General features: G+C 40.8%; 16 protein-coding genes. 1 reads left to right on the forward strand and 15 read right to left on the reverse strand.

Going from position 1 to position 13,561, the window contains the following annotated elements; all coding sequences use genetic code 11:
• Positions 1-26: 26 nt before the first annotated feature.
• From rplI to EKC99_RS05300, 9 genes are all read right to left on the reverse strand, one after another.
• Positions 27-476: a 50S ribosomal protein L9 gene (rplI, locus tag EKC99_RS05260; RefSeq protein ID WP_009361073.1), complete on the reverse strand. Its 450-nt coding sequence runs from the start codon at positions 474-476 to the stop codon at positions 27-29.
• The gene (locus tag EKC99_RS05265) at positions 473-2,446 is read right to left on the reverse strand and encodes a DHH family phosphoesterase (protein WP_163150857.1); all 1,974 of its coding nucleotides are present in this window, start codon (positions 2,444-2,446) and stop codon (positions 473-475) included. The genes rplI and EKC99_RS05265 overlap by 4 nt, the downstream gene beginning before the upstream one ends.
• A 21-nt stretch (positions 2,447-2,467) precedes the next feature.
• Complete coding sequence (locus EKC99_RS05270) at positions 2,468-3,400, reverse strand: YybS family protein (protein WP_163150859.1); 933 nt, start codon at positions 3,398-3,400, stop codon at positions 2,468-2,470.
• Positions 3,401-3,461: 61 nt separating this feature from the next.
• Positions 3,462-3,698: a 30S ribosomal protein S18 gene (gene rpsR, locus EKC99_RS05275; protein ID WP_003397568.1), complete on the reverse strand. Its 237-nt coding sequence runs from the start codon at positions 3,696-3,698 to the stop codon at positions 3,462-3,464.
• Between the two features lie 30 nt (positions 3,699-3,728).
• The gene (gene ssb, locus EKC99_RS05280; RefSeq protein ID WP_009361076.1) at positions 3,729-4,220 is read right to left on the reverse strand and encodes a single-stranded DNA-binding protein; all 492 of its coding nucleotides are present in this window, start codon (positions 4,218-4,220) and stop codon (positions 3,729-3,731) included.
• Between the two features lie 26 nt (positions 4,221-4,246).
• Complete coding sequence (gene rpsF / locus EKC99_RS05285) at positions 4,247-4,534, reverse strand: 30S ribosomal protein S6 (protein WP_009361077.1); 288 nt, start codon at positions 4,532-4,534, stop codon at positions 4,247-4,249.
• A 104-nt stretch (positions 4,535-4,638) separates the two neighbouring features.
• A complete protein-coding gene (ychF, locus tag EKC99_RS05290) occupies positions 4,639-5,739 on the reverse strand; it encodes a redox-regulated ATPase YchF (protein ID WP_009361078.1) in 1,101 nt (366 codons plus the stop codon).
• Positions 5,740-5,759: 20 nt separating this feature from the next.
• A complete protein-coding gene (locus EKC99_RS05295) occupies positions 5,760-5,936 on the reverse strand; it encodes a DUF951 domain-containing protein (protein ID WP_178378767.1) in 177 nt (58 codons plus the stop codon).
• 41 nt (positions 5,937-5,977) lie between these two features.
• A complete protein-coding gene (locus EKC99_RS05300; RefSeq protein WP_009361080.1) occupies positions 5,978-6,853 on the reverse strand; it encodes a mechanosensitive ion channel family protein in 876 nt (291 codons plus the stop codon).
• Between the two features lie 182 nt (positions 6,854-7,035).
• Here EKC99_RS05300 and yyaC point away from each other — a divergent pair, with 182 nt between their 5' ends.
• The gene (gene yyaC, locus EKC99_RS05305) at positions 7,036-7,626 is read left to right on the forward strand and encodes a spore protease YyaC (RefSeq protein ID WP_163150860.1); all 591 of its coding nucleotides are present in this window, start codon (positions 7,036-7,038) and stop codon (positions 7,624-7,626) included.
• Here the strand turns inward: yyaC and EKC99_RS05310 are convergent.
• The 6 genes from EKC99_RS05310 to mnmG form a co-directional block, all read right to left on the reverse strand.
• Positions 7,618-8,322 carry a DUF554 domain-containing protein gene (locus tag EKC99_RS05310; RefSeq protein ID WP_163150862.1) on the reverse strand — a complete coding sequence of 235 codons (705 nt, stop codon included), beginning with the start codon at positions 8,320-8,322 and terminating at the stop codon, positions 7,618-7,620. The genes yyaC and EKC99_RS05310 overlap by 9 nt on opposite strands.
• 13 nt (positions 8,323-8,335) lie before the next feature.
• A complete protein-coding gene (locus tag EKC99_RS05315) occupies positions 8,336-9,199 on the reverse strand; it encodes a ParB/RepB/Spo0J family partition protein (RefSeq protein ID WP_163150864.1) in 864 nt (287 codons plus the stop codon).
• On the reverse strand, positions 9,192-9,953 hold the full coding sequence (locus EKC99_RS05320; protein WP_042534876.1) for a ParA family protein: 762 nt from the start codon (positions 9,951-9,953) through the stop codon (positions 9,192-9,194). Before EKC99_RS05320 ends, EKC99_RS05315 begins: the two co-directional genes overlap by 8 nt.
• A gap of 101 nt (positions 9,954-10,054) precedes the next feature.
• Complete coding sequence (gene noc, locus EKC99_RS05325) at positions 10,055-10,906, reverse strand: nucleoid occlusion protein (protein ID WP_042534874.1); 852 nt, start codon at positions 10,904-10,906, stop codon at positions 10,055-10,057.
• A 35-nt stretch (positions 10,907-10,941) separates the two neighbouring features.
• Entirely contained in the window at positions 10,942-11,655 is a 714-nt protein-coding gene (gene rsmG, locus EKC99_RS05330) for a 16S rRNA (guanine(527)-N(7))-methyltransferase RsmG (RefSeq protein WP_163150866.1), read from the reverse strand.
• Between the two features lie 13 nt (positions 11,656-11,668).
• Complete coding sequence (mnmG, locus tag EKC99_RS05335; RefSeq protein ID WP_035067251.1) at positions 11,669-13,558, reverse strand: tRNA uridine-5-carboxymethylaminomethyl(34) synthesis enzyme MnmG; 1,890 nt, start codon at positions 13,556-13,558, stop codon at positions 11,669-11,671.
• Positions 13,559-13,561: the final 3 nt, after the last annotated feature.

The raw sequence follows: 13,561 nt of genomic DNA on the forward strand, positions 1-13,561 counted from the left end.
AAAATCCGGCATAAAATCACATTTCATTACTTTTGCTCTTGCACATGTACTTTTAATGTCGCAGTCACTTCTGGATGAAGCTTAACCGGTACATTCGTATATCCAAGCGCCCGAATCGCATCATCTAATTCAATTTTACGTTTATCAATCTTAATGTCATGTTGTTGCTGGAGCGCTTCAGCAATTTGTTTGCTTGTGATCGAACCGAATAAACGACCTCCCTCACCAGCTTTCGCAAACAATTCCACAGTTAATGTATCGATTTTTTCTTTCAATTGTTTTGCGCGGGCTAATTCTTCTTCCGCTTCTTTCTTTTGTTTATTTTTTTGCGCTTCTAACGCTTTTAAGTTCGCCGGCGTTGCTTCAATCGCAAGACCTTGTTTAAATAAAAAGTTTTGCGCATAACCATCTGCAACGTTTTTTACTTCTCCTTTTTTTCCTTTTCCTTTCACGTCTTTTAAAAAGATCACTTTCATGTTTCTTTACCTCCTTCAATATATTCTCGAATAGCTACTCGCAATCGTTTTTCGGCTTCGTCAATCGTTACATTGGTAAGCTGAGTCGCCGCATTCGTTAAATGGCCTCCGCCATCAAGTTTTTCCATAATTAACTGAACGTTGACATCTCCCAATGAACGAGCGCTAATTCCAATCGTTTGATCGTTTCGCTTCGAGATGACAAACGAAGCGACAACACCATGCAAAGATAATAACGTATCGGCTGCTTGAGCGATTAAAACAGGATCATACGCTTCGTTCACATTTCCTTTCGCAATCGCAAAACCGTGCTCATCAATGATAGCGTTCTCAATTATTTTAGCACGTTTAATGTAATGCTCAATATTTTCTTTTAACAATTTTTGGACAAGTGTTGTATCCGCCCCTTGCGCCCGTAAATATGAAGCGGCATCAAACGTTCGTGATCCTGTGCGCAACGTAAAACTTTTCGTATCAACGACAATCCCAGCTAATAAAGCTGTCGCCTCAAGCATAGAAAGCTTCGAACGTTTCGGTTGATATTCTAGCAATTCCGTCACTAACTCTGACGTTGATGACGCATACGGTTCCATATAAACGAGAATCGGATCTTGAATGAATTCTTCACCGCGACGATGATGATCAATGACTACAACCCGATCTAGTCGCAACAATAGCCGTTCTTCAATCACAAGAGAAGGTTTATGTGTATCGACGACAACGAGCAACGTATCTTCTGTCGCTAACTCTAATGCTTGTTCAGGGGAAATAAAGCGAGACCAAAGTTCCGTCTGCTTTTTGACCGCCTCAAGCAACCGTTGTACCCCAGAATCAATGCGGCTCGAATCAATAATAATAAACGCTTCTTTTTGATTCATTTGAGCCACTTTTAAAATACCGATGGCAGCACCAATGGCGTCCATATCGGGATATTTATGTCCCATAATAAACACTTGTTCACTTTCTAAAATGAGCTCTTTTAGCGCATGTGATATGACGCGGGCCCGAACCCTTGTCCGTTTTTCCATTGGATTTGTTTTCCCGCCGTAAAATTTCACTTTGCCATTCGGTTGTTTAATCGCTACTTGATCGCCACCACGTCCAAGCGCTAAATCTAAACTAGACTGAGCCAATGTCCCTAATTCCGGCAAAGAAGGAGAATTTGTTCCAATACCGATACTTAACGTTAACGGCACATGATTTTTCGCTGTTTGCTCACGCACTTCATCTAAAACAGAAAATTTATTTTTCTCTAGCTGTTGTAAAATATGTTCATTTAACACAGCGACAAATCGATCAGACGACGTACGTTTTAAAAATAACCCGTATTCGCCCGCCCATCTGTTTAAAATGGACGTCACTTGACTATTGAGCTGGCTTTTCGTTTGATCGTCCATTCCTTGCGTTACATCATCGTAATTGTCGAGAAAGATGACTCCTAATACGATTTTTTCTTGCTCGTATTTTTTCTCTAGTTCTGCTTGTTCAGTAATATCAAAAAAGTACAGTAACCGCTCTTCTCGCCGAATGATTACTTTAAACGTTCGATCATGTAACGTAATGACTTCTTCGGTTGCCTCTTTTTTCATTAACGGAACAAGTTGCTCAGCAACATCATATAACGATTGGCCAACTAACGTATCCACTCCAAAACAAGAAGATAGAAAAGTGTTTGTCCACTCAATTTCCAGCTCATCGTTAATGAGCATGATGCCAATCGGCATACCCATTAACGCTTCTTCTCCAACTTTTTTAATGCGGTAAGAAAGGGTAGAAATATAATCTTCAATTTCCTCTTGAGCGACTTTATACGATCGAAATACGTGAAATAACGTCGGTCCAAGGAGCACAGCAGCAACTATCCCAATTACCCATTCAAAGTACGTCACGATAACAAGCAATATGAACGTAATACCAATTAAAACATACAAGGGATAGCGATGCCTCTGCTTTTCATACAAACTGGACATGAACGTCAGCTCCTTGCGTCATTAATCTTTCAACCTCTTTCGCAAATCAAATCCTAAATCAATTATACCTAATATTCGCACGAGGTGAAGTAAAAAAGGGAAAAATAGCGATAGAACAACAATGGCAATGGCCCCTTTACGTCCCATATGTTTATGATGAGTCCAATAAAAAATGAACGAGAACCCTTGGATCATCATAAGCAACTGCAAAATTTGAAATAAGTTGATGAGTATAATGTAAAGAAATGAATCGTGCCCGATCGGAAAAAATAATAAAAGCATTGTCGCTAAATAGTACCACAATAAGCTTTTTGGTAAAACGAGTTCCCGAAACGGTTGCCAGTTGCCAATCGGCATATTTAATCGCTTTAAAATAGGCAAGGCAGCTTGTTGAGTAATCCAAGCAAAACATGCGGCAGCAAAAACGAACGCCGTCGGCAACAAATCGATAACAACATCCATCGTTTGTTTCATCGTTTTTTCAAATTGGTCGTTCGCTTGTTGCCCGATTTTTTCTAATATGTTTTGTGCACTTTGAAACGATTGTTGCATGATTTCTTCAATTTGTTTACCAATGTGAATGTCAAAAAATAAAACAGAACCCGCATAAATGATGATCATGCTGACTAAAAAAGAGAGCGTACCAACGAGCAAAACGGCGTATTTTCCACCGTGTTTTCGCCATACATGCCCCATGGCCACTCCACTACTTGCAAACATAAACGTCATCGGAACAGAGAAAAGTGAACCGAACCAAATGGATGGAATAAATGATGCAGCAAGTAAAAACAAGCCATTTTTATATGTATGGCGCATCGTAAATAAAAGAAATGGAATTGCTAAAAAAAACGTAGCAACCATCCCGAATACAGGCATATATAAACTAAGTAAAAGAAGCACTGTAAAAATGGCGAGTTGCACAGCTCCTTCTGTTAATACACGCGCGTTTTTCACTTTTTTCCCTCCTTGAAAACAAAAAGCAGTAAGGCTCCGTCCCCCTTACTGCTTTTTCTTTTTATTCGCCCGCAACGTATGGTAATAAAGCCATTTGACGAGCACGCTTGATCGCAATTGTTAATTTACGTTGATATTTTGCGCTCGTACCTGTTACGCGACGAGGTAAAATTTTACCGCGCTCAGAAATGAATTTCTTTAATGTGTCGACATCTTTGTAGTCGATGTGTGTAATTCCGTTTGCTGTAAAGTAGCAAACTTTACGACGTTTTGTGCGTCCACCTTTACGTCCTGCCATCGTGTATCCTCCTTTCGTTGATCATGTATATTAAAACGGCAAATCATCATCCGATATGTCGATTGGTTGTCCATCGTTCGCAAATGGATCATCATCAATTCGACTAAATCCACTGCTACGTCCTTGGTTCGGGTTCTGATTTGATCCAAATGGAAACGGCTCGCCATAGCTGCCTGATGCCATGCCACGTTGCTCACCGCCACCTCGCGGCTCTAAAAACTGCACGCTATCGGCGACAACCTCTGTCACATACACTTTTTTTCCTTCTTGGTTTTCATATGATCTCGTTTGAATTCGACCTTCTACTCCAGCTAAACTACCTTTTTTCAAATAGTTCGCCACATTTTCAGCTTGCCGGCGCCAAACGATACAGTTAATAAAATCTGTCTCACGTTCACCTTGTTGGTTTGTATATGTTCGGTTTACCGCTAGCGTAAACGTGGCAACAGCAACTCCATTTGGAGTATAGCGTAATTCTGGATCTTTCGTCAGTCTTCCGACGAGAATTACGCGATTAATCATCAGAACCACTCCTATTCATGAGGAAATTATTCTTCTTCCTTCACGACGATATGACGAATGATATCTTCGCTGATGCGTGCTAAACGGTCAAATTCTTGAACCGCTGCTGGTTTCGCAACAACGTTTAAAATCATGTAGTAACCGTCACGGAATTTTTCAATTTCATAAGCGAGACGACGCTTACCCCATTCTTTTACATTTGTAATTTCTGCGCCATTTTCAGTTAATACGTTATTAAAACGCTCAACAACTGCTTTTCTCGCTTCTTCTTCCATGTTTGGACGGATAATGTACATAATTTCGTACTTTCTCATCACAGTCACCTCCTTTTGGTCTACACGGCTCTATATAGAGCAAGGAGCAATATATCATTACTCACATTTGTTGATTATATCATGAACAACTTTCGTGTGCAAGATTAGACATTAAAACGGAAATGGATAATATCGCCATCTTGCACTTCGTAATCTTTGCCTTCCAAGCGTACTTTTCCAGCTTCACGAGCAGCCGCCATCGATCCTGCCGCCACTAAATCTTCGTATGATACCGTTTCCGCTCGAATAAATCCTCGTTCAAAATCAGAATGAATAATGCCTGCACATTGTGGTGCCTTCATTCCTTTACGGAACGTCCATGCGCGCACTTCTTGTTCACCCGCTGTAAAGTACGTTGCTAACCCAAGCAAGCTATATGAGGCGCGAATGAGTTGGTCTAAACCAGATTGTTCGATACCGAGTTCTTGTAAAAACATCTCTTTTTCTTCATCGTCCAATTCTGCCATCTCCGCCTCGACTTTAGCGCAAACGACGATCACTTCTGCGTTGTCCTCTTTTGCGAACGCTTTTACTTGTTGGACGTATTCATTGCTGTTCGGATCAGCTAAATCTTCTTCACCAACGTTCGCAACGTACAACATCGGTTTAATCGTTAATAAATGCAATTGCTTTACGACTTTCATTTCTTCTTCTGTAAACGAAAGTGTTCTAGCTGGTTTTCCTGCTTCAAACGTTTCCTTTAAACGACTTAAAATGTCGTATTCGAATACCGCTTCTTTATCTTTTTGTTTAGCCATTTTTCCAACGCGGTCTATTCGCTTATCTACGGTTTCTAAGTCAGCAAAAATAAGCTCTAAATTAATCGTTTCAATATCGGCAATCGGATCGACTTTTCCAGCCACATGCGTAATATTTTCATCAGCAAAACAGCGCACAACTTGGCAAATCGCATCAACTTGACGAATATGCGACAAAAACTTATTTCCTAATCCCTCACCTTTACTAGCACCTTTAACAATCCCGGCAATATCTGTAAATTCGAATACTGTTGGAACTGTACGTTTTGGATTAAATAGTTTTGTCAACGTTTTTAGTCGCTCATCTGGCACTTCAACGATCCCCACGTTTGGTTCGATCGTACAAAACGGATAGTTGGCAGATTCGGCACCTGCTTTTGTAATCGCATTAAACAACGTTGATTTTCCGACGTTCGGAAGACCAACAATCCCTGCTGTTAAACCCATCATCATACTCCTCTCTTCATCTATTCCTCATGTTTGACAAGCACTTTTTTCATTTTTCTTTCGAATTCTTTCCGTGGTAACAAAACGCTATGACCGCATCCTTCGCATTTGATGCGAATATCCATGCCCATTCGAATAATCTTCCAACGATTTGTCCCACAAGGATGCGCCTTTTTCATTTCGACGATATCATGCATGCCATACTCTTTATTCAATATAGCACACTCCTTTCCGTTGTTTAAGCACGTTCCGCTTGTTGTTCACGATTGTAAAGAACTAAACGAGGAAACGGAATTTCAATGCCACGCTCGTCCAAACGAAGCTTAATTTCTTTTCGCAAGGCGCGCGCGATATGCCAATGACGCATCGGCTTCGTTTCACACGTAATGCGCATGACGACTTCAGACGGTCCTAAATTTTGCACGCCTAATAATTCTGGCGGGCTCACAATATCTTCATATTTGTTTGGCATTTCTTGTAACACTTCGCGAATCACAGCTTCCGCCTTTTCTAAATCACCTTCATAAGCAATACTTACATCAACAACCGCCACGCTATTATTTAAAGAAAAGTTTGTCACTTGCGTAATCGTCCCATTCGGCAAAATATGCACTTCACCTGTAAAACTTTTCAGCTTCGTCGTACGTAAACCAATTTCTTCTACATGTCCTTCAAATGTCCCGATACGTACATAGTCTCCAACCGCAAACTGATCTTCAAGGATAATAAAAAAGCCGGTAATAATATCGCGAACAAGGTTTTGTGCTCCGAAACCAACAGCAAGTCCAACGATGCCAGCGCCAGCTAAAATAGCACGAATATCGACACCAAAGGCGTCTAAAATCATCATAAACGTAATAAAGTAAATGCTATACGTAGCCATATTGTTTAATAAGCGCATCAATGTTGCTTCTCTTCGTTCAGATAATCGAATCGGTGCTTTTTGCCGAACAGCAAAAAACTTTGCGATCGTTAATTTGACAACCTTCAGCAAAATTGATGCTAAGAGAATGATCACTATCATTTTAAACAAACTGACACCAACTGTAACAAGCCATTCACCTTCGATAATTTTTTCAACGACACGACCGTATATTTTTTGCACTTGCTCCATTCATCGCACCTCCATCGTAGCAAAATGACCTATACAAGCTTATTTGTTTGCGCATAAGTTATTGTAACAGTATTTCACTTATATTTGTAGCGCGCGAACTTTCTACGATGCCCAATGTATATATATTCACATTTTTCCGTATACTGTTACCACGTCATTTCATTGAAGGAGGGAACGAACGTATGCAAAACAAATTTTTTTACGATGAACCGGATGCAGTATCCCAACTTGCATCGGCCATTTTATATTTGCTTCCAACTTCTACACATACGCCTGTTGTCATCGTTTGCATCGGCACCGATCGCTCGACTGGCGATTCGCTTGGCCCACTTGTCGGCACGATGCTTGAACAAAAAGGATCGTTGCCGTTTTATGTGTATGGAACGTTAAAAGATCCAATTCATGCCGTTAATTTAGAAGAAAAGCTAAAAGACATTCAACAACAACATAAACAGGCATTCATTATCGCTGTTGATGCTTGTCTCGGGCGCGTGAAAAACATCGGGATGGTTACAATTGAAAAAGGTCCATTAAAACCAGGAGCGGCTGTCAATAAAAATCTCCCTTCTGTCGGTGATGCCCACATTACCGGAATTGTCAATGTGAGCGGATTTATGGAATTTTTCGTGCTACAAAACACCCGACTTCATTTAGTAATGAATATGGCAGAAACAATTGCAACAGGCATTTATGAAGCTGGAATGCAACTGAAAAAACAACAACGATTTGCGTCGTTGAAAGTGAACGAACTGAAATATAAACTATCAGAATAACATATGCATGAAAGCAACGATTAACGCATTGATTAAAATACTTGGTAATAAGTTTGCGACACGAACAGATGTAAGATTTAACATGTTTAACCCAATCGCAATAATTAAAATTCCGCCTGTTGCGGTCGATTCAGCAATAAATGCTTCAAGGGCGCTTGATGGAATGAACTGATTAATTTGCGTAGCCAGTAAGGCAATCGATCCTTGATAAACGACAACGGGAATGGCTGAGAAAATAACGCCGATGCCAAACGTAGCGGTTAAGATGATGCTCGCAAAGCCGTCTAAAATCGATTTTGTATATAGTACAAGATGATCGCCTCTTAACCCGCTATGTAGCGCACCGACGATAGCCATCGAACCAACGACAAACAGAAGCGTGGCACTAACAAATCCTTTTGCAATTGCCCCTTCTGCTCCATATCCTATTCTTTTTTCTACCCAAACTCCTAATCTCTCAAGCTTTTCTTCAATATCCCATATTTCTCCTAGCACTCCACCGAAAACTAAACTAATAATAACAATTAAAAATTGGTCGCTTTCTAATCCCATTTTTACACCAAGGACGACAACGGAAAGCCCAATTCCATTCATCACCGTAGATTTTATCCGCTCTGGTATATTTTTGAACATAGCACCTAACAGAGATCCAATAATAATACATATTCCGTTAACAAGCGTACCGAGTAAAGCCAACTAATTTCACATCCTATTCGTCCATTTGTTCATCGTACGCATTTAACAGTTGCAAAATACGCGTCAAATCTTCTTCAGAGAAAAATTCAATTTCAATTTTCCCTTTTTTCCGATGTTTTTTAATAGATACCGCTGTTCCTAAACGCTCGCGCAATAACGCTTCACTTTGCGCTAAAAATATGCTTTTTTCCTCTTTCTTTTTCGATGTTTCACGTGGAACATTTTTGTTTAGCTGTTGAATAAGCGCCTCAAGTTGTCGAACATTAAGCGATTCTTGGATGACTCGTTGAGTAACAGCTGCAAGCTTTTGTTTGTTTTTTAATGCTAGTAACGCCCGACCGTGTCCCATCGATAGTGTACCTTCTTCAATCATTTGCTGAACATCACTTGGAAGTGAAAGAAGTCGAAGGTGGTTCGCAATATGCGGCCGGCTCTTTCCTAAACGTTTCGCTAGCTCTTCTTGCGTTAATTTGCATCGCGTAAGCAATAATTGATAGGCTGTTGCTTCTTCAATTGGATTTAAATCTTCGCGCTGTAAATTTTCCAGCAACGCAATCTCCATCATTTTATCGTCCGAGAGTTCACGCACAACCGCTGGAACAGTTTTCATTCCTGCTAATTGCGCCGCTCGAAAACGCCGCTCACCTACGACAATTTCATACCCTTTGATCGTCTGGCGAACGATGAGCGGTTGGACGATTCCGTGTTCCATAATCGATTGCTTTAATTCTTCTAGCGCTTGTTCATCAAACGTTTTGCGCGGTTGATATGGATTCGGGCGAAGTTGTTGAATATCGATTTCTTGAACCGTTTCCCCTTTCTCCGCTTCTAAATTAGTAAAAAGAGCATGAATGCCTTTTCCGAGCCCTTTAGCCATTTGCGATCACCTCTTTCGCAAAGTCTGCGTATACTTCCGCTCCCCGCGATTTCGCATCATACAAAATAATTGGCTTCCCATGGCTTGGTGCCTCACTTAGTCGTACATTGCGCGGTATAATCGTTTCATACACTTTTTCACGGAAATACTTCTTAACTTCTTGAATCACTTGAATACCAAGGTTTGTGCGCGCATCAAACATCGTGAGCAATACACCCTCGATGCGTAAATTCGAATTTAAATGTTTTTGCACGAGACGAATCGTATTTAATAGTTGACTCAATCCTTCCAATGCGTAATATTCACATTGCACAGGAATTAATACTGTATCTGCTGAAGTTAACGCATTAATCGTCAACAATCCGAGGGAAGGTGGACAGTCGATAATAATAAAATCATACATATCTTTCACCGGACTTAATGCTTTTTGTAAGCGCACTTCCCTTGAAACGATTGGAACGAGCTCAATCTCAGCTCCTGCTAATTGAATGGTGGCAGGAATAATATGCAATCGCTCAATATTTGTCGGGCGAATGACTTGACGTACATCCACTTCCTCAACTAACAAGTCATATGCACATTGTTCAATTTCATGTTTTTCCACACCAATGCCACTTGTCGCATTTCCTTGCGGATCAATATCGACAAGTAACGTTTTCTTCCCCATATGAGCTAAACACGCCGATAAATTTACCGCCGTTGTCGTTTTGCCAACACCGCCTTTTTGATTGGCAATCGCAATAATTTTCCCCACAACGCTCCCCATCCTTTACCTATAATACTTTTATTGTATCATGAATTTTTCAATATTTTCATATACAAAAAGAAAACCTCATCGTCGTTTTTGATGAGGTGTTATTTTTGTCTTTTCGGGATGCGGATTGTAATTTGGTAATAGTCTTCAAACTCTTCTTCTTCTGAATCAATAGCTACACCACTATCAGCGACCATCGTTAACGACTGACGAATCGTATTGACAGCGATACGCATATCTTTACTCAACGATTTTCGCTTCGGTTTCGGGCGTTTTTCATTTGCATCTCCTTCTAGCATTTTTGCGACTCGATCTTCTGTTTGTTTCACGTTTAGTTGCTTTTCGATAATTTCTTCAAGCAACTTTAACTGTTTATCGTAATCTTTTAACGCAATTAAAGCGCGAGCATGTCGCTCTGTAATTTGACGTTGCAATAATGCATCTTGTACTTCTTGAGGCAGCTTTAATAAGCGAAGTTTGTTGGCAATCGTCGATTGTCCTTTCCCGAGCCGTTGCGCTAACGCTTCTTGCGTTAAATGATGCAATTCTAGCAAGCGAGCGTAAGCCATCGCTTCTTCAATGGGCGTCAATTCTTCCCGCTGTAAGTTTTCAATTAAAGCAACAGAAGCGGTTTCCGTATCGTTTAAATTTTTAATAATGGCAGGGATATCCGTCCAGCCAAGTTTTTGCGCTGCCCGCCATCTTCGTTCCCCGGCAATAATTTCGAACTTCCCATCCTCACATTCTCGAACGACAATTGGCTGAATCATTCCATGTGTTCGAATCGTTTGAGCAAGTTCGTCAATTTTATCTTCAACAAAAATGGTCCGTGGCTGAAAACGGTTTGGAACAATTTGTGAAATAGCGATTCGTTTTATTTCTTCATTTGGTACAACGATTTCTTCTTGCTCTTTCTCACCAAAGCTAAAAAAGCGTGAAAAAGGATGCTTCATTTCCCCCTGACACCACCTTTGAGAACTCAAAACATTCATTCAATTGGAAGTTTGTTTGGTACCCCTGGTTTGCGTGGATATTTCTTCGGTGTTTTTCGTCTCTTTTCAACAAAAATAATCGCTCGTTCGCTTTCCTCAATTGGCAATAAAAATTGTTCTACTTTTGTCACTTCACCGCCTAGCACGCGGATCGCTGTATTCCCTTGCTCAAGCTCTTCATGTGCGGATGCTCCTTTCATCGCAATAAACGTCCCCCCTACTTTTACAAGCGGCAAACAAAGTTCACTTAGCACAGACAACCGCGCGACAGCACGAGCCATGACGACATCAAACGACTCACGGACCGTTTTTTGTCCAAACGTTTCAGCACGATCATGATAAAAAGCTACTCCTTCAAGCTGAAGTTGCGCAGCTAAATGATTGAGAAACGTAATTCGTTTTTGCAATGAATCGACAATTGATACATGTAGGTGAGGAAAGCAAATTTTTAACGGTATGCTCGGAAACCCTGCCCCCGCCCCAACATCGCAAATAGATAACGGCCGCGAGAAGTCGTAATAAAAAGCAGGTGTAATGGAATCAAAAAAATGTTTTAAATATACGCCTTCTTTGTCTGTAATAGCCGTTAAATTCATTTTTTCATTCCATTCGACAAGCAGTTGATAATATGTTTCAAACTGAGCGAGTTGTTGAGGAGAAAGCAAAATCCCTTTCTCCTCTAACATTTGTTTAAATGTATTTACATCCATCGTTCATCCCTCTTTATTCATTTGACACGCGTGCGATTTTTCCCTGCTCTAAATAAACTAATAAAATTGAAATATCCGCTGGATTGACTCCTGAAATGCGCGATGCTTGCGCAATAGAAAGCGGGCGAACTTGTTTTAATTTTTGTCGCGCCTCTGTCGCCAACCCTGTAATCGCATCGTAATCAATGTCTTCTGGAATTTTTTTATTCTCCATTTTCTTTAATTTTTCAACTTGTTGTAGCGATTTTTCAATATACCCTTCGTACTTAATTTGAATTTCTACTTGTTCCGCTACTTCAGGATCAATCGGTTGTTCCGCCGGTGCAATCATTTGAATATGCTCATACGTCATTTCTGGACGCTTTAACAAGTCGGCTGCTCGAATGCCGTCTTTTAATTCGCTTCCCCCGACGTTGCGAATCATTTCTTGCACTTGCGGCGTCGGTTTAATAATGTACGATTTTAAACGTTTCTTTTCTGCTTCGATCGCTTCTTTTTTCGCTATAAACTTTTCATATCGCTCTTGTGAAATTAAACCGAGTCTGTAACCAATTTCTGTTAAACGTAAATCTGCATTGTCATGACGCAATAAAAGGCGATATTCTGCACGAGATGTTAACAAGCGGTACGGCTCGTTCGTTCCCTTTGTAACAAGATCGTCAATTAAAACGCCAATATATGCTTCTGAGCGACTTAAAATTAACTCCTCTTTTCCGAGCGCTTTGCATGCCGCATTAATGCCGGCAATAAGCCCTTGACCAGCCGCCTCTTCATATCCTGATGTTCCATTAATTTGCCCTGCTGTATATAACCGTTGAACGACCTTTGTTTCTAACGTTGGCCATAGTTGCGTTGGAACGATGGCATCATATTCAATTGCATAGCCAGCTCGCATGAGTTGCGCTTTTTCTAACCCTGGTATTGTCGCTAACATTTGGCGTTGAATATGCTCCGGCAAGCTTGTAGACAAACCTTGCACATACACTTCTTGCGTATGTCTTCCTTCTGGTTCAAGGAAAATTTGGTGACGTGGCTTGTCATGGAAACGAACGATTTTATCTTCAATCGATGGACAGTAACGCGGACCTGTCCCTTTAATCATCCCTGAATACATCGGCGACAAATGTAAATTTTCATCGATAATTCGGTGCGTCTCCTCTGTCGTATAAGTGAGCCAACAAGGGAGTTGATCGGTAATGTATTGTTTCGTCTCATATGAAAAGGCGCGCGGCACTTCATCGCCTGGCTGAATTTCTGTTTTGCTGTAATCAATCGTATGGCTATTAACCCGCGGTGGTGTCCCTGTTTTAAAACGAACAAGTTCAAAACCAAGTTCCTCTAAATGTTCTGAAAGCTTAATCGATGGCTGTTGATTGTTTGGCCCACTTGAATATTTAATGTCTCCGATAATAATTTCACCGCGTAAAAACGTTCCTGTCGTAATGACGACAGCCTTGGCATAATAACGGGCACCTGTATGCGTAATTACTCCTTTACATACACCGTCTTCTACGATTAATTTTTCTACTTTTCCTTGCAATAATGTTAAATTCTCTTGATTTTCGAGCGTTTTTTTCATTTCTTGTTGATATAAAAATTTATCTGCTTGTGCACGTAACGCTCGCACAGCAGGTCCTTTTCCTGTATTCAACATACGCATTTGAATATGCGTTTTGTCGATATTTTTCCCCATTTCCCCGCCTAGCGCATCAATTTCGCGAACGACGATGCCTTTTGCAGGACCGCCGATAGATGGGTTACATGGCATAAAAGCAATCATATCAAGATTCAGTGTGATCACTAACGTACTCGCTCCCATGCGCGCAGCAGCAAGCGCTGCTTCACATCCCGCATGACCGGCACCTACGACGATGACATCATAAGATCCTGCCTCGTAATGCATAAA

The organism is Anoxybacillus sp. MB8 (genome assembly GCF_011006755.1).
Lineage (GTDB): Bacteria > Bacillota > Bacilli > Bacillales > Anoxybacillaceae > Anoxybacillus > Anoxybacillus gonensis.